Origin of the sequence: Aromatoleum evansii (assembly GCF_045689615.1) — a bacterium.
GTDB lineage: Bacteria > Pseudomonadota > Gammaproteobacteria > Burkholderiales > Rhodocyclaceae > Aromatoleum > Aromatoleum evansii.
Genome location: NZ_CP141259.1, coordinates 2,174,789 through 2,190,923 on the forward strand (window position 1 = coordinate 2,174,789; position 16,135 = coordinate 2,190,923).

17 protein-coding genes are annotated in these 16,135 nt (G+C 63.5%); 15 read left to right on the forward strand and 2 right to left on the reverse strand.

The annotated features are described in order from the left end of the window. Positions 1–19 precede the first annotated feature (19 nt). Genes U5817_RS10220 through U5817_RS10235 form a run of 4 tightly spaced genes read left to right on the forward strand, consistent with a single transcriptional unit; the run spans position 20 to position 2,573 of the window. Positions 20–247 (forward strand): 2-hydroxymuconate tautomerase family protein, encoded by a 228-nt coding sequence (locus U5817_RS10220; protein WP_018992904.1) that lies wholly within the window; start codon positions 20–22, stop codon positions 245–247. Beyond that, on the forward strand, positions 244–1,158 hold the full coding sequence (locus U5817_RS10225) for an acetaldehyde dehydrogenase (acetylating) (protein ID WP_407280640.1): 915 nt from the start codon (positions 244–246) through the stop codon (positions 1,156–1,158). Before U5817_RS10220 ends, U5817_RS10225 begins: the two co-directional genes overlap by 4 nt. Further along, on the forward strand, positions 1,158–2,216 hold the full coding sequence (gene dmpG, locus U5817_RS10230; RefSeq protein WP_407280641.1) for a 4-hydroxy-2-oxovalerate aldolase: 1,059 nt from the start codon (positions 1,158–1,160) through the stop codon (positions 2,214–2,216). The genes U5817_RS10225 and dmpG overlap by 1 nt, the downstream gene beginning before the upstream one ends. A gap of 18 nt (positions 2,217–2,234) precedes the next feature. Further along, a complete protein-coding gene (locus U5817_RS10235; protein WP_407280642.1) occupies positions 2,235–2,573 on the forward strand; it encodes a 2Fe-2S iron-sulfur cluster-binding protein in 339 nt (112 codons plus the stop codon). A 54-nt stretch (positions 2,574–2,627) separates the two neighbouring features. Here the strand turns inward: U5817_RS10235 and U5817_RS10240 are convergent, their stop codons facing one another. Continuing rightward, on the reverse strand, positions 2,628–3,257 hold the full coding sequence (locus U5817_RS10240; RefSeq protein WP_407280643.1) for an RES family NAD+ phosphorylase: 630 nt from the start codon (positions 3,255–3,257) through the stop codon (positions 2,628–2,630). Between the two features lie 61 nt (positions 3,258–3,318). Continuing rightward, positions 3,319–3,699, reverse strand: a complete 381-nt coding sequence (locus tag U5817_RS10245; RefSeq protein ID WP_407280644.1) for an antitoxin Xre/MbcA/ParS toxin-binding domain-containing protein — start codon at positions 3,697–3,699, stop codon at positions 3,319–3,321. 335 nt (positions 3,700–4,034) lie between these two features. Here U5817_RS10245 and purU point away from each other — a divergent pair, with 335 nt between their 5' ends. From purU to U5817_RS10300, 11 genes are all read left to right on the forward strand, one after another. Continuing rightward, positions 4,035–4,904 carry a formyltetrahydrofolate deformylase gene (gene purU, locus U5817_RS10250; RefSeq protein ID WP_407280645.1) on the forward strand — a complete coding sequence of 290 codons (870 nt, stop codon included), beginning with the start codon at positions 4,035–4,037 and terminating at the stop codon, positions 4,902–4,904. A gap of 87 nt (positions 4,905–4,991) precedes the next feature. Further along, entirely contained in the window at positions 4,992–6,014 is a 1,023-nt protein-coding gene (locus U5817_RS10255; RefSeq protein ID WP_169131266.1) for a GlxA family transcriptional regulator, read from the forward strand. A 311-nt stretch (positions 6,015–6,325) separates the two neighbouring features. Then, the gene (locus U5817_RS10260) at positions 6,326–7,708 is read left to right on the forward strand and encodes a purine-cytosine permease family protein (protein WP_407280646.1); all 1,383 of its coding nucleotides are present in this window, start codon (positions 6,326–6,328) and stop codon (positions 7,706–7,708) included. Positions 7,709–7,788: 80 nt separating this feature from the next. Further along, positions 7,789–8,559, forward strand: a complete 771-nt coding sequence (locus U5817_RS10265; protein ID WP_407280647.1) for a creatininase — start codon at positions 7,789–7,791, stop codon at positions 8,557–8,559. A gap of 475 nt (positions 8,560–9,034) precedes the next feature. Continuing rightward, a complete protein-coding gene (locus U5817_RS10270) occupies positions 9,035–9,868 on the forward strand; it encodes an outer membrane protein OmpK (protein WP_407280648.1) in 834 nt (277 codons plus the stop codon). A 140-nt stretch (positions 9,869–10,008) separates the two neighbouring features. Then, complete coding sequence (locus tag U5817_RS10275) at positions 10,009–11,163, forward strand: extracellular solute-binding protein (protein ID WP_407280649.1); 1,155 nt, start codon at positions 10,009–10,011, stop codon at positions 11,161–11,163. Positions 11,164–11,222: 59 nt separating this feature from the next. Continuing rightward, positions 11,223–12,065, forward strand: a complete 843-nt coding sequence (locus U5817_RS10280) for an ABC transporter permease (protein ID WP_407280650.1) — start codon at positions 11,223–11,225, stop codon at positions 12,063–12,065. Beyond that, on the forward strand, positions 12,062–12,916 hold the full coding sequence (locus U5817_RS10285; RefSeq protein ID WP_407280651.1) for an ABC transporter permease: 855 nt from the start codon (positions 12,062–12,064) through the stop codon (positions 12,914–12,916). The genes U5817_RS10280 and U5817_RS10285 overlap by 4 nt, the downstream gene beginning before the upstream one ends. Positions 12,917–12,924: 8 nt before the next feature. After that, positions 12,925–14,013: an ABC transporter ATP-binding protein gene (locus U5817_RS10290; RefSeq protein ID WP_407280652.1), complete on the forward strand. Its 1,089-nt coding sequence runs from the start codon at positions 12,925–12,927 to the stop codon at positions 14,011–14,013. A gap of 183 nt (positions 14,014–14,196) precedes the next feature. After that, positions 14,197–15,441, forward strand: coding sequence for a M24 family metallopeptidase (locus U5817_RS10295; RefSeq protein WP_407280653.1), 1,245 nt, complete (start codon positions 14,197–14,199; stop codon positions 15,439–15,441). Positions 15,442–15,701: 260 nt separating this feature from the next. After that, entirely contained in the window at positions 15,702–16,076 is a 375-nt protein-coding gene (locus U5817_RS10300) for a RidA family protein (RefSeq protein ID WP_169131250.1), read from the forward strand. The last annotated feature ends 59 nt before the right edge of the window (positions 16,077–16,135 follow it).

The window sequence follows — 16,135 nt, forward strand, 5'->3', positions numbered from 1 at the left end:
CACAACTACAGAGAGAACCATGCCCATCATCGAAATGCACCTCGCGGAGGGACGCACGCCCGAGCAGAAGCGCCGGGTCGCGAACGCCGTGACCGAAGCCGTCATCCAGGCGCTCGGCGTGAAGTCCGAAGCCGTGCGCGTCCTGATCACCGAACACGGCAACGAGGAGTTCTACGTTGCCGGCGAAACCCTGGCGGAGCGTGCCGAACGGCAGCGCGTCGCCGCACTCGTGGAGCAAGGCCAATGAAGAAGATCAAATGCGCCCTGATCGGGTCCGGCAACATCGGCACCGACCTGATCTACAAGATCAAGCGCAGCCCTGTGCTCGAGCCCGTCTGGATGGTCGGCATCGACCCCGAATCCGAAGGTCTCGCCCGCGCCCGCCAGATGGGACTGAAGACCACCGCGGACGGCGTCGATGGCCTGCTGCCGCATGTCGAGGCGGACGACATCCAGATCGCCTTCGACGCCACCAGCGCCTACGTGCACGCGGAGAACAGCCGCAAGCTCAACGAGCTGGGCGTGATGATGATCGACCTGACGCCCGCCGCGATCGGCCCGCTGTGCGTGCCTCCGGTGAACCTGCGCCAGCACGCCGACAAGCTCGAGATGAACGTGAACATGATCTCGTGCGCCGGCCAGGCGACGATCCCGGTCGTGCATGCCGTCTCGCGCATCCAGAGCGTCGAATACGCCGAGATCGTCGCGAGCCTCGCGTCGAAGTCGGTCGGCCCCGGCACCCGTGCGAACCTCGACGAGTTCACTTACACGACGTCGAACGCGATCTGCAAGGTCGGCGGCGCGCGTCGCGGCAAGGCGCTGTGCATCATCAACCCGGCCGAGCCGCCGATGATCATGCGGAACACGATCTACTGCCTGACGGACGACGAACCGGATCATGCCCGCATCACGGAATCGATCCTGCAGATGATCGGCGAAGTGCAGAAATACGTGCCGGGCTACCGACTCGTGAATGGCCCGATCTACGACGGCAACAAGGTGTCCGTCTTCCTCGAGGTCGCCGGTCTCGGCGACTACCTGCCCAAGTATGCCGGCAACCTCGACATCATGACCGCGGCCGCGACGCGCACCGCCGAGATGTTCGCCGAGGAGATCCTCGCCGGAAAGATCCAGTTGAAAGCCGTGGAGACCGTCTGATGAGCCAAACTTCTTCCAGCCTCAAGGGCCGCAAGGTCATCCTGCACGACATGTGCCTGCGCGACGGCATGCACGCGAAGCGCGAGCAGATCAGCGTCGAGCAGATGGTCAAGGTCGCCACTGCGCTCGACGACGCCGGCATCCCCTACGTGCAGGTCACCCACGGGGCCGGTCTCGGCGGCAACTCCCTGCAGCACGGCTTCGCGATGGCCCCGAACGAAGAATACATTTCGGCCGTTGCGTCGAAGATGAAGCAGGCCAAGGTGTCGGTGCTGCTGATTCCCGGCCTGGGCACGATGAAGGAACTGCAGGCCGCGTACGACGCCGGCGCGCGCAGCGTGCATGTCGCGACCCACTGCACCGAGGCCGACACCTCGCCGCAGCATATCGCCTTTGCGCGCAAGCTCGGCATGGACACGACCGGCTTCCTGATGATGTCGCACCTCAATGACGCCGCCGGCATTGCGCAGCAGGGCAAGCTGATGGAGTCCTACGGCGCGCACACGATCTACGTCACCGATTCGGCCGGCTACATGCTGCCCGAGGATGTGAAGGCCCGCGTCGCCGCGCTGCGCGACGTACTGAAGCCTGAGACGGAGATCGGCTTCCACGGCCATCACAACCTGGGCATGGGCGTCGCCAACTCGATCGCGGCGATCGAGGCGGGCGCCTCGCGCATCGACGGTTCGGTCGCGGGCCTCGGCGCCGGCGCCGGCAATACGCCGCTCGAAGTCTTCGCCGCGGTGTGCGAGCGCATGGGCATCGAGACCGGCGTCGACCTCTTCAAGATCATGGACGTCGCTGAAGACGTCATCGTACCGATGATGGACCACATCGTCCGCGTCGATCGAGAGTCGCTGACGCTGGGTTTCGCGGGCGTCTACTCGACTTTTCTTCTGCACTCCAAGCGTGCGTCGGAGCGTTTCGGCGTGCCCGCGCGCGACATCCTCGTCGAACTCGGCCGCAAGAAGATGATCGGCGGTCAGGAAGACATGATCCAGGACACCGCGATGACGATGGCGAAGGAACGTGGTCTGCTGAAGGGCGTGGCGGCCTGAGGCAGTGGCGGACGCATCGTGAAGTTCGCCGTCACGATCGAAGACACGTCGGAGCGCTACGACTGCGCGCCCGACGAGTCGCTCCTCGCCGGCATGGTCCGCCTGGGCCGGCGGGGGATTCCCGCAGGGTGTTGCGGTGGTGGCTGCGGCGTGTGCAAGGTGGAGATCATCGCGGGCGTTTTCGAAGCGCGCGCGATGAGCCGCGATCACGTCAGCGCCGACGACGAGGCGCAGGGCCGCGTGCTCGCGTGCCGCGTCTATCCGCGCAGCGACGTGTCGCTGCGGGTGCTCGGCAAGATGCACAAGACGGTGTGCGGCAAGTGTTCCGCGACGCCGGGGGCGCAACCCGCGATTTGAGTATCGCGGCCGCTCCGGCGGGACTACGCTGCGGTGCCAGCTCCGGAAGCAATCCTAACCGGCAAACTCGAACAGCCAGTTTTCACCCGACAGTTCCCGTTGCCACACGACGCGGTGAGGCGGCTTGATCAGAAGCATCCAGCTCTGCTGTGTATTGCGATACGGTTCCGCAACGGCCTTGAAGACGTCCGGGGCAAGCAGCGCGAGGCAGTATCCGCCGGGATTGCGCACGGATTCGTAGCGGATGGCCTCGACCTCGGCCTCGCGCGCCGTCTCGGCCAGTTGCTGCGTGGCGGAATAGTCCGAGGGGTGCATCCAGGCCGCGCGGTCTTCGAGCAGCGGAGACTTCGAGAGGTCCAGGGCCCGCGGCGTCGCGCCGAAGAATTCGAAGAGCGTGATGGACACCGATTTCGACTGTCCCTGAAGAAATTCGCTGTCCGTCCAGAAGCGCAGGCGCCAATAGCTGCTTTCGGCGCACGCGGTTTGACGTTCCTCCGCGCCATAAAACACGCCGGGATCGTGTCGCCGGCGAAAGCGTGAGCCGCCCGGCAGCGGCCAGTAGCGGAAAGGCGTCGCGAGAAGCCAGTGCAGCCCCTCTGTCGACTCGGGAAACCGGGGCTTGGCTTCTTCGAGGATGTCTTCGAGCAAGGCTTGGCGTGCAAGATCCCCGCCGACGAGGGCCATCGTGGCGACCTTGTGCTGGGCCTCGACCGCGCGCCAGCCCGAGCCGGACCACGGCCGGGCTTCAGACGCGAGCGCGGTAGGCGTCCAGGTACTCGCAGACATGGATCAGACCGTCCACGCGCTTGATCAGGTCGATCGGGCGCTGACCCGGAAAAGCCCGGTTCGGAGCATGCAGCCAGCCGCGAGCGAGGTTATCGTCGCCGCCGACCAGGGAAAAAAGCGACCGGTAGAGCCGCACGACGAACGCGGAGAGCTCCCACTCCTTGGTCGATGTGCGCAGCCCGTACTCGCCCTTCAGCAGGCGCGAGGCGGTCGGCTGGCTGACGCCGATGATCTGCCCCAGGTCGGTGGGGCCGATGTGGAGCCGTCTTGCGGCTTCACTCACTGCGTGTCCCAACACCTGCGCGCGATCGGCCGGGGAGGGCGCGGATTGCCTTCGCATCGCATTCTCCTGGATGAATTATTGCTTATTTATTCTAGTGAATAATTCTCGCCAGGTCCATGCGAGGCCTCGACCACCGCGGCAAGCTCGACACACCTGTGGTTCATCAATGACTTCGAGACGGAGCGGCCGCATTCAACGCGGCATTCCGCCCCACTGTCCGGGCGAACGACGACGAGCTCTTTGCCAATGCCAGGCAGGATCAAGAAGTTGTCCGAGGCGCTCGGCCACCCCCCGCCTGCTGCGCGGTAAAAATCGTGGATCCGTTGTCGCGTGCAGACAAGTCGGTGTCGCATGTCTGACGTAACTTTACGACGCATAACAGGAGGAGAGACATGCACAACTCACAAGAGAAGCGCTGGACGCTGACCGTTTCGGTCCCCAGCGCCGCAGGCCAGGTCGCCGCGATTTCGGGCTTCCTCGATCGTCAGGGGTGCTACATCAACGAGTACTCGTGTTTCGACGACGAGCTGAACGACCGTTTCTTCGTCCGCTGCGTCTTCAGCCATGAAACCGAGGGAGCGATCGACGTCGCGACCCTGCGTCGCGAGTTCGCGCCGCTGGCGGAACGTTTCGGCATGGACTGGGCGATGCACGCGCTGTGCGAGCGGCCCAAGGTCCTGATCATGGTGTCGAAGCTCGATCACTGCCTGCGCGACCTGCTGTACCGCTGGCGCATTGGTGAGTTGCCCATAGACATCGTCGCCGTGGTTTCGAATCACCCCGATCTCGAGCACCTCGCGGTGGCCGAGGGGCTGCCCTTCCACCATCTTCCCGTGACTGCGCAAACCAAGGTGCAGCAGGAAGCGAAGCTGATGGCGATCGTCGAGGAAACGGGGGCCGAGCTGGTGGTGCTGGCGCGCTACATGCAGGTGCTGACCGACGATCTGTGCCGGCGTCTGCATGGCCGCGCGATCAACATCCATCACTCCTTCCTGCCGGGATTCAAGGGGGCGAAGCCCTATCACCAAGCGCATGAGCGTGGCGTGAAGCTGATCGGGGCGACGGCCCACTATGTCACCGGCGATCTCGACGAGGGGCCGATCATCGAGCAGGTCGTGGAGCGCGTGACGCATGCGCATAGCCCGGAACAACTGCTCACGGTCGGCCGCGACATGGAGTGCCAGGCGCTGGCGCGCGCCGTGCGCTTCCATATCGAGCGCCGCATCTTCCTCAACGGCACCCGGACGGTCGTCCTGCCCTGAGCGTACCGATTCCCGCCTGCCGGCGTCTTGATGGCACCGGCAGTGCTATAGACTTGAAAAAGGAATTACGACTTTCAGGATATCTTGATGAGCAATGCGACTCCGGGCCAGGGTCCGGGCCACTGGGCCGGACGGGGCGGCGATGCGCCGATCCGTTTCGGCTTTCTTCTTGTTCCCGATTTCACGCTGATCGGCTTTGGCGCCGCAATCGATCCCTTGCGCCTTGCGAACATGGTGGCGCGCAGGAAGCTGTACGAGTTCGTAACGATCACGATGGACGGCCAGCCGGTGCGATCGAGCGCCGGTGTGTGCGTGCAGCCGGACTGCGCCGCCGCCGATGCGGTCGAGCTCGATGGCGTCTTCGTGGTGGGGCCGAATCCCTTGCCGATTACCGGCACCGAGCCCATCCAGCGCTGGTTGCGCACGCTCGCTGGGCGGGGTGTCGCGCTAGGCGGGGTGGATACCGGCAGCTACTTCCTCGCCTGCGCCGGACTGCTGGACGGCTATCGCGCCACCATCCACTGGGAGGACATGGATGCGCTGCTCGACCGCTTCCCGCGCCTGGTGGTGTCGAACAAGATCTACGAGGTCGACCGCAGCCGCTGTTCGTGCAGTGGCGGCATCGCGCCGGTGGAGATGATGATCCACCTGATCGGCCTCGGCGGGGGCGGCCGCAAGGTCGCCAAGGCGGTGGCCGAACTGCTGATCTACGAGACCCGCGGCCCGGACGAGAAGCAGAAGACCTCGCTGCGCGACGTCTCCAGCGCATCGCATCCCAAGCTCGTCGAGGCGATCAAGATCATGGAGTGCAACATCGAGGAGCCACTCTCGATGGAAGAGCTCGCCGCGCACATGCAGTTCTCGGCGCGCCAGCTCGAACGCCTGTTCCGCGAGACCCTGAACTGCACGCCGCGTCAGTACTACCTGCAGATTCGCCTGGAGCGCGCGCGCCAACTCCTGACGCGCACCAACCGCCCCATCGCCGACATCGTGATGGCTTGCGGCTTCGTCTCCTTCGCGCACTTCTCGCATCGCTACCACGCCGGTTTCGGCATCTCGCCGAGCGCCGAGCGGCGGCGCCAGACGACGGACGCGGCCGGGTCGAAATGACCGGCACGCGTCGCGCCGCTTCCTGATCCCCCTCTCCCACGGTCGTTCCGCGACCGGGTTGCAAGCCTCCGGCCGGTCTCGGTCGGAGGTTTTTCTTGCGTCGGTTTCGCGAAAATCCGTGTCGGGCGTCGGATATCGACACGCAGTGGTCGCATCTACGATAGTCTCAAATACGGCCCGCCGATGAAGACGACGGGCGCGGAGCATGACCGGGGCGACTCAAGACTCCCGGCATGCCCGGCTCCCCCCTGCGGGCGGGGAGTCGCATAACAAATACAAGACAGCAGGACCACTACAAAGGAGGCAGTACGATGGAGTACGGTACGGCAAGGATCCCGCACGACAAGCGGGAATACGGGTTCGTCGACACGGTATTCACGTGGTTCGGTTCCGGGGTCAATACGGGATCGTGGGTGTTCGGCGGCATGGCGGCGGCCCTGGGGATGTCGTTCGTGTGGTGGTACAGCGCGGTGTACCTGCCGCTGATGATGATCCCGTGGGCGATGGTGGCGTGGATCGGATGGAAGCACGGGGCTTCCACCGTGACATCGACCATTCCCGCGCTCGGCGTCAAGGGCGCGCGCTTCATGGGGATCGGCGAATTCTTCGGGCTGATCGGCTGGCCCAGCATCAACACCTTCATTGCCGCGATCTCGCTGACGCACGTGTTCCATGCGATGTTCGACTGGCCGGCCTACGGCTCGCCCGGCTCGACCTGGCCGCTCGTGGCCGGCATCCTCGTGACGGCGCTGCTGCAGGGCATCATCGTGTGCATCGGACACAGCGCGATCAAGTACCTGGAATGGCTGGCGGTCGTGCTGCTGCTCGTCCTCGGCGTCTGGGAAACGAAGGTCGTGCTCGAGCACTGGGACTACGACAAGATCGCCAACTTCACGCTGCCTGCCGCCCAGCATTCGCCGGCGTTCTACATCGACCTCGCCTTCGGTTTCTGCTGGGGCTGGGCGCAGATCTGCGATTTCTCGCGTTTCTCCAAGAACTCGGCCTCGGCGACCATTGGCAGCTGGATCGGTGTTAACCTCGGTCAGGGCTGGTTCATGATCGTCGGTGCCATCGGCGTCATCGGCGTCGTACTCCAGACGGGTGTCTTCGATCCGAACAATGCCGATCCGAGCTCGACGATTGCTTCGCTCGGCCTCGGCGTGGTGGCCTTCCTGGTGGTGTTCTTCGCCACGGTGAGTACCAACGTGACCGTCCTGTACGGCGCAGGCATGGGGCTGGTCGGTGCCTCGCGCACGTCGAATCCGCGCAAGTTCCTGTACTTCATCGCGATCCTGCAGCTGGTCATGTGCTTCCTGCCGCTCGTGTTCGACAGCTTCATCCACTACTTCGAGTTCTTCCTCGGGATCGTCGGCGGTATCTTCATCCCCTTGTGGACCCTGGTCGTGCTGGACTACTTCGTGGTGCGCCGTGCGCGTGTCCGCGACGAGGATCTGTTTGCAGGAGAGGACAGCCTTGGTCGCACCAAGAGCGCGCTGGGCGACTGGAACATCTGCGGTTGGGTGGCCATGATCGTCGGGCTGGCGGTGTTCTACCTGCTGCACTACGGGTTCAAGGAAATCGCCATCGTGACCACGGCCTCGCTGCCCGCCATTGCAGTCACCGCGGTGACCTACCTGTTGCTGGTCGTCGTGAAGGGCGTCCCGGCACAATCATCGATGCTGAAACGCGCGTGAGCGACATTGATTGACAAGAACGGCCCGATACCCGCTCGCCGCAAGGGCGGGTGGTCGGGCCGGAATAAGGAGACGATTTCATGAAGAGTGTGCATATTTCCGAGCTCGCCTGGCCGGAATACGATGCCCGGGTCCGCGACGGGCGGACCCCGGTACTGATCCCGGTCGGCGCACTCGAACAGCACGGTCCCCACATGTCGATGAACCCCGACGTGTTGCTGCCGACGGCAATCTCGGAGCGCGTCGCCGATCGTATCGGCGCACTCGTCGCCCCGCCGATCGCGTATGGCTACAAGTCGCAGCAGAAGAGCGGGGGCGGCAATCACATGCCGGGGACGACGAGCCTCGACGGCATGACGGTGACGTGCACGATTCGCGACGTGCTCAAGGAGCTTGCGCGTCACGGCGTGCGCCGCACGGTGCTGGTCAATGGCCATTACGAGAATTCCGCATTCATCGTCGAAGGGGTCGATCTGGCGCAGCGCGAGCTGCGCTGGGACGGCATCCGCGATTTTTCCACCGTAGTCCTGTCGTATTGGGATTTCGTGACCCAGGACGCGATCGATGCGATCTATCAAGGCGAATTTCCGGGCTGGGCGGTCGAGCACGGCGGTGTGCTCGAGACCTCGCTGATGCTGCATCTGCATCCGCACCTGGTCGATATGCACAAGGTGTGCGACCACGCGCCGGCGCAATTCCCGCCCTATGACTTCTTCCCGATCAAGCCGGAATGGACGCCGGCTTCGGGTTGCCTGTCATCGGCCAAGCGTGCCAGCGCCCAGCATGGCGAGACCCTGCTGAAGGTCTGCGTGGATGGCATAAGCAAGGAGTTGATGACCGCATTCGACTGAAACACCCATGGCGGCCTGGCCGCCATGAACGAATCGGCCCTGCCTGCGTTTGATGACGCGGCAGGGCCGATTTGCGTTTACGACCTCTGTTTTCGTCTCGTCCCCCGATTCCGATTCGATCGCAATCGGCACCGCCTGGCGGCCGTCGGCTTTGCTGTTGGGAATCGATTTCTACGCATGTTTCGGCAATAGAGCCATGTCGGCAACACGATAAGAGCTGTCGATATCAGGAAATGCCTGGAGGCCGTGCATTTCCATACTTGGCTCCACCGGATCCGGAAAAAGTACAGCAACAAACAGCTCGGATCAGGGGGGCGCCGCTGGCGCAATGCGACTCTCGTTCAAGGAGGAGGGATTCTCGCAGATCGATTCGCGCGTCGAGCGGTATCAGATATTCCGGGTTGCCATATGAGAACTGCAATAGCGGTCGTGTCCCGGTAATCAAAACAATGAAATTCACACCAAAGGAAAGCGAATGATGAGCAAGGCCATTGGACGGAAATCCGGCGCCGCATTCATTGCGGGTTGTTGCGTCGCCCTTGGAATGACAGCGGGGAAAAGCGCATTCGCCACGGAAAGCTGGCAGAACACCAACCTCACCGTCGGCTATACGACCGAATCCAAATTCGATCCCGTGTTCGGCACCGGAACTGCAGACAAGAAACTGACCACCGTTCGCCTCGAGCATTTCGGTGTGCATGAATACGGCGACAATTATTTCTTCTTCGATACCTATCACGGCAAGGAGGTGGGCAGCTTCTTCGGATTCGGCGCGGGCTCCTTCGGCGAGCAGACGAAGGACCAATACTTCGGTGTGTTCAATCCGCGGCTGAGCCTGTCCAAGATCACCGGCGCGAATCTCTCGTTCGGCTTCATCCAGGACGTGTATCTCGCGGCGCGACTCGAGCGGGGCTCCTATGCGAATTTCCGCGCCAATAATTTCGGTATTGCGGTTGACCTGAAAGTGCCCGGTTTCAGCTTCTTCGAAACCGATCTCTACGCTCGCAGCGCGAGGTTTACCGGCGATGGCGGAAAGGATATCCACACCCTGTTCTGGCGCACCTTCGCAATGCTGCCGTTCGAGATCGGCGGCCTCAAGTTCACCTGGTCCCCCTTGTTGCTTGTCAATTTCAACAACAAGCAGCGCGACAACACCGTCTTCGTTCAGCCTGACCTATGGCTGAAGCTCAACAAGCATTTTGACGTCGGTTACCGCCACGAATACGCGACCTACAGCAAGACTGCGGGCGAGGGCGGCGGCACCTATTCGCGCACGACTCCGACGCTGCTGGTGCGCTGGAATTTCTGACTTCCCGCAATTCGTGATCGGCGCCCGCCCGCAAGGGCGTGCGCGGCTGGTCGCGATCGTGTTGCAAACATTTCCGGCGGATCAAGAGAGCTGCAATAGCAGCCATGGCCGCCGAACCGTTCGTGCCAAAGGAGACCAAAATGAAAGAGGAAGACAAGAACCTGCAGTCGCCGTTCCGCCGCCGCTTCCTGCAGGGCAGCGGCGCCCTCGCAGTGGGCGGCGCATTGCCGCTGTCGCTCGTTTCCGCGAACAGCCTTGCGCAAGCGGGAGGCCAGCCGCGCACCCTGACGATGCTCGCGTGGTACGGCCACGCGGAACCGGACATCGTTGCCGAGTTCGAGGCCAAGCATAACTGCAAGGTGAAGCCGAAGTACTACACGGGCGGCGACAACATGCTGGCGCTGATCTCGCAGTCGCCCGCCGGCACCTACGACCTGATCCTGTCCGACGCGGAGTACGTGCCGCAGCTGCGCAAGGCGGGCTACCTCGAGCGCCTCGACGCGAAGGACTATGCGTTCGACGACTATTTCCCCGAGTTCCAGAAGTTCCCCGGGCACTGGGACGGCAACGACCTCTACGCGGTGATGGTCCGCTTCGGCTTCCTCGGGGTCGCGTACAACACGGATGCGGTGCCGGAGAGCAAGGCGCGCTCGTTCAAGGTGTATTGGGATCCGGCGTACAAGGGCAAGGTCGGGCACTTCGACTGGTATCTGCCGAACATGGGCGAGATCAGCCTCTACGCCGGCCACAAGGCGCCCTATAAGCTGGAAGGGGAACAATTCGCCAAGCTCAAGAGCGTCATGAAGTCGCTGCGTCCGCAGGTCGCGGGCTTCTTCGACTACGGCGGCACCTTCAGCGGCCTCAAGAACGGGCAGCTCCAGCTGGTGTGCGGCATCGGCGACTGGATCACCGGCACGCTGGCGCGCTCGGGAGCCAAGGTCAATTCGGTCGTTCCCGACGAGGGCGGCCTGCAATGGACCGAGTCGCTGTCGATCGGCAAGGGCACGCGCAACGCCGATCTTGCCAAGGCCTTCATCCAGTACATCACCTCCGCACAGGGGCAGGTGAAGTCGGCGAAGATGGCGGCGTATCCGGCGCTGATCCCGAACCGCAAGGGCTGGGAGCTGCTGGGGCAGAGCGACCCGGCCGAGGCGCGCCGCCAGGGGATGGTGCTGCAAGGGCACAACGTCATGGATGACATCCGCTCCGGGAAGATCACTTTCCGCCAACTGCCCGTGCAGCAGAGCATCGAGGACTGGAACGACTTCTGGTCCGAGTACAAGGAAAAGGCCTAAGCCTTCCCGCAACGCCGGGCGGACCCGCGTCCGTCCGGCGACATCCCGGAGCCATCGCCATGTCGTCGAACACCAGCCGTAGGAGGTGGCCGCTGCTGCTGCCTCCCCTGCTGTGGCAGCTGACATTCTTCCTGCTGCCACTGCTCTTCCTTTTCGTCATTTCGTTCTGGAGCGTCGTCAATTTCCGGCTCGAGCCGGACATGACCCTGAAGAACTGGGACTTCATGCTCAGTCGCAGCTCCTTCTGGTCGGCATACAGCCACACCTGGGCGCTGGCCCTGGGGGCGGCGGTCGTCACGACCTGCTGTTCCTTTCCTGCCGCCTGCAGTCTGGCGTTCACCGTGTCGGAGCGCACACGCAAGCTGGCGTTGATGTTCCTGGTGGTGCCGTTCTTCACCAGCTATCTCGTGCGCGTGTATTCGTGGCAGGCCTTCCTGTCCGATAACGGCATCGTCAATGCCTTGCTCGGGCTCTTCGGCCTGGACGGTCTGCCGATGCTCAATTCGGACTTCGGCTCGCTGGTCGGCTACGTGACCCTGGCGCTGCCGCTCGTGACGCTGGTGCAGACGATGGGTTTGGCGCAGATCGACCGCAACCTGATCGAGGCGGCGCATAACCTGCGCGCGGGGCCGGTGCGCACCTTGTTCGAGGTGATCATCCCGCTGGCCAAGCCTTCGCTGGTCGTCGGCGCGTTGTTCGCGTTCATCCTCGCCTTCGGCGACTTCGTCGCGCCGACCTATCTCGGCGGCGGCGCTCCGCCGACCCTGAGCAACCTGATCATCGATACCACGAAGTCCGGCCAGCAATGGCCGAGGGCCGCGGTGGTCGCGATCATGATGATCCTGACCCTCGTCCTCACGTCCCTCGCGGCGGTGCGGCTTGCCTACGGGAGGCGCAAATGATGCTCAGACTTGGTCGTTGGTTCGGGTGGGCCTACACGGGTTACACCTTCATTTTCATCATGGCGCCCATCGTCGCCAGCCTCGTCTTCTCGTTCAACGCGGACCGCTTCCCGTCCTTGCCGCTGCAAGGGTTCACGACGGACTGGTACGGCGGCACCTTCACCGATCCGCTGGTGATCGAGTCGTTCCAGCGCAGCGTGATGGTGTCGATCCCGGTGGCACTGATATCGACCATTCTCGGCTTCTGCGCGGCCTACTGCGACTTCCGCTTCGATTTTCGCGGCAAGTCGCTGTTCAGCCTGCTGATGCTGCTGCCGCCGACGATCCCCGCCGTCATCATGGGCCTGGGGATGCTGTCCTACCTCTCGCGCATCGGCCTCGCTGGCGAGATCTGGGCCGTGCTGATCAGCCATGTGGTCATCGCCTTGCCCTTCGCGATGGCGATGATCCGGCTGCGTCTCGCGCAGATGGACAGCGCACTGGAGGAGGCGTCGTGGAATCTCCGCGCCACGCCCGTACAGACGCTGTGGTACGTGGTCCTTCCATTCTGCAAGCAGAGCCTGGTGGCCGCGTTCCTGATCACCGCCGCGGTGTCGTTCGACGAGTTCGCGGTCGCGTGGTTCGTGTCGGGCCTCAACGAGACGGTGCCGGTGCGCGTGCTGGTGTTCCTGCAGGGGCAGGTCAGTCCGGTGATCAATGCCATCGGCACGGCGGTATTCACCTCCTCGATCCTCCTCGTCGCGATCGGGATGGCGTTTTCCGGCATGGGCAAGGCGAAACGCGCTGCCGCCGACGCTCCCGCGCAGCCAGCGTGCGGCACGCTGGTATCCAACAACGGTTTGTCCTTGTGAGAACGACCATGAGTGAAGCACTGGTAGAGATCGATCGCGTATCGAAGAGGTTCGGCGACTACACGGCGGTGACCGAGACCTCGTTCAGCATCGGGCAGGGCGAGTTCCTCGCGATCATGGGTTCGAGCGGCTGCGGCAAGACGACCATGCTGCGCATGCTCGCCGGGCTGGAGGAGCCGAGCGCCGGGGAGATCCGTCTCGAAGGCCGTTCGCAGAAGGGGCTGCCGCCGTGGGGGCGTGATTTGCCGCTGGTGTGGCAGAGCCTCGCGCTGTTCCCCTTCCTGAGTGTGCTCGACAACGTCGGCTTCGGACTGAAGATGCGCGGTGTCGCGAAGCCGGAGCGGGACCGGCGCTCGCTTGCCTGGCTGCAAAAACTGGAGCTGGGCGAGTTCGCGAGCCGCAACGTGATGCAACTCTCGGGCGGCCAGCGGCAGCGGGTCGCGTTGGCGCGGGCCCTCGTCACCGAACCCAAGGTATTGCTGCTCGACGAGCCCCTGAGTGCACTCGATGCTCACCTCAGCGTGCGCATGCAGGCCTTGCTGCGCTCGCTGCAGCGCGAACTGGGGATCACATTCGTGTACGTCACGCACAGCCAGACCGAGGCTTTCTCGATGGCGGACCGCGTGGTGATCATGAGCCGCGGCAAGGTGGAGCAGATTGGTTCGCCGCAGGCGATCTACCGTCATCCCGCGAACCGTTTCGTGGCCGAATTCATCGGCAACGTGACGATCCTGCGCGGCAGCGTGGCGGATGTCGGGGAGCAGTCCGTGCGGCTCAACACGGCCAACGGGGGCATGAGTGTGTCGCGCGGCAACTTCTCCGGTTCGCACGGTGCCCAGGCGGATTTCTACGTCAACGCCGACCAGATCGTGATCGGCGACGAACCACGGCACGAGAACCACGTGCGTGCGCGTTTCCTGAGCCACAAGTTCATCGGCAACATGGTCACGCTATTCCTCGAGGTTCCCGGCATGGATGACGATCTCAAGGTGATCCTGCCCGAAAGGACATACGACTGCCTCGGCCTGCAGCCCGGCGACTCGGTCGTGGCGTCCTGGCCCGCTGCTGCCGCGCACTTTTTCGGAGGCGCGGCCTGACCTCGTCGGGGCGCATTCACCTGCGATTTCGGCGGTCGTCGTTTTCACGAAAACGCCCGTCGAAGTGCGGAAACCGGCGCCCCGGCCCCTTCTCTAGCATGGACTCACGTTGCTGCTGCGCGAATCTTCAAGCGGTCGGCGATGGTTATCGGAACACCCCACAACAAACAGGAGCGGATGGACATGACGAATCTGGTTACCGGCATTCAGTCGATTTCGGAGATGAAGGACCTGCTGCGCATCGAGAACGGCGAGAAGGTGAAGCACACCTTCTCGGAGCAGGAGTATCACAACCGCCAGGCCAAGCTGCGCAAGTACATGGCCGACAACAATATCGATGCGGTGCTGTTCACGTCGATGCACAACATCAACTACTACAGCGACTTCCTGTACTGCTCCTTCGGCCGCCCCTACGGCCTGGTGGTGACGCAGGACAAGGTCGTGTCGATCAGCGCCAACATCGACGGCGGCCAGCCGTGGCGCCGTACCGTGGGCGACTACAACATCGTCTACACCGACTGGCGCCGCGACAACTACTTCCGCGCGATCCAGCAGGAGATCGCCAACAAGGGCCGTGTGGGCGTCGAATACGACCACATCCCTGTCGAGCGCCTGGAAAAGCTCAAGGCCGCACTGCCCAACGTCACGCTGACCGACATCGGCGCGCCGACGATGCGCATGCGCATGATCAAGTCGGACGAGGAAATCGCGCTGATCAAGCACGGCGCGCAGGTGTGCGACGTCGGCGGTGCGGCGCTCGCGGCGGCGGTGCATGAGGGCGCGCCCGAGCACGAGGTGGCGCTGGCCTCGACGCAGGCGATGATCCGCGAGATCGCCAAGCGCTTCCCGGATTCGGAGCTGATGGACACCTGGACCTGGTTCCAGTCGGGCATCAACACCGACGGCGCGCACAACCCGGTGACCACGCGCAAGGTGCAGAAGGGCGACATCCTGTCGCTGAACTGCTTCTCGATGATCTCGGGCTACTACACGGCGCTCGAGCGCACGATGTTCTTCGACCACTGCGACGACGCCTCGCTCAAGCTGTGGGAGGTCAACGTCAAGGTGCACGAAGCCGGCCTCAAGCTGGTCAAGCCGGGTATCCGCTGCTGCGACGTGGCCGCCCAACTGAACGAGATCTTCGCCGAGCACGGCCTGCTGCAGTACCGCACCTTCGGCTACGGCCACTCCTTCGGCGTGCTGTCGCACTACTACGGCCGCGAGGCCGGTCTCGAATTCCGTGAGGACATCGAGACGGTGCTGGAGCCGGGCATGGTCGTGTCGATCGAGCCGATGATCATGCTGCCCGAAGGCATGCCCGGCGCCGGCGGCTACCGCGAGCACGACATCCTGGTCGTGACCGAGAACGGCGCCGAGAACATCACCGGCTTCAAGTACGGGCCGGAGCACAACATCATCCGTCGCTAATCCATCAGTGACAGGCCTGCCGCGTCAGCGGCAGGCCACTGATCTTCGATCTCCTTGAGGGCCTCCCGGCCAGCGTGCGCGAGTGCGGCTTCGCTGGTCGGGACTCTTTCGTCGCGTGGCCGAGCGACGCACCAGTATTGGCGCGTACAGATAAGGACTTGGCGCCGTCCGGCAAATGACGCGACACCTTTGTGCCTATTCTCGATACAAGTCACCGGTCAACAGACGGTGACAGTCGAATCATAAAGAGACACCTGTTCATGAAGTTCATCACTGCTTCGTCCGCAGCCTCCCCGGCCGGACCGTACTCTCCTGCCGTCCAGAGCGGTAACCTCCTGTTCGTTTCCGGCCAGATCCCGCTCGCGGCCGACGGATCGATTGCCGGCGAGGACATTGGCACGCAGACCCGTCAGGTGTTTACGAACCTCAAGGCGGTGCTTGCGCAGGCCGGCGCAGATCTTCCAAACATCGTCAAGACGACCGTGTTCCTGAAGGATCTGGGCGATTTTGCCGACATGAACGCGGTCTATGCCGAGGCGTTCGGCGAGCATCGTCCGGCGCGTTCGACGGTGCAGGTGGCGAAGCTGCCGCGTGATGTGCGCGTCGAGATCGAGGCGATTGCGGTCCTTGGTTGACGCTGCCGTCCGGTGGATGTCGTCATGAACGCACGCAGGACATCGCGAATGTAGGAGCG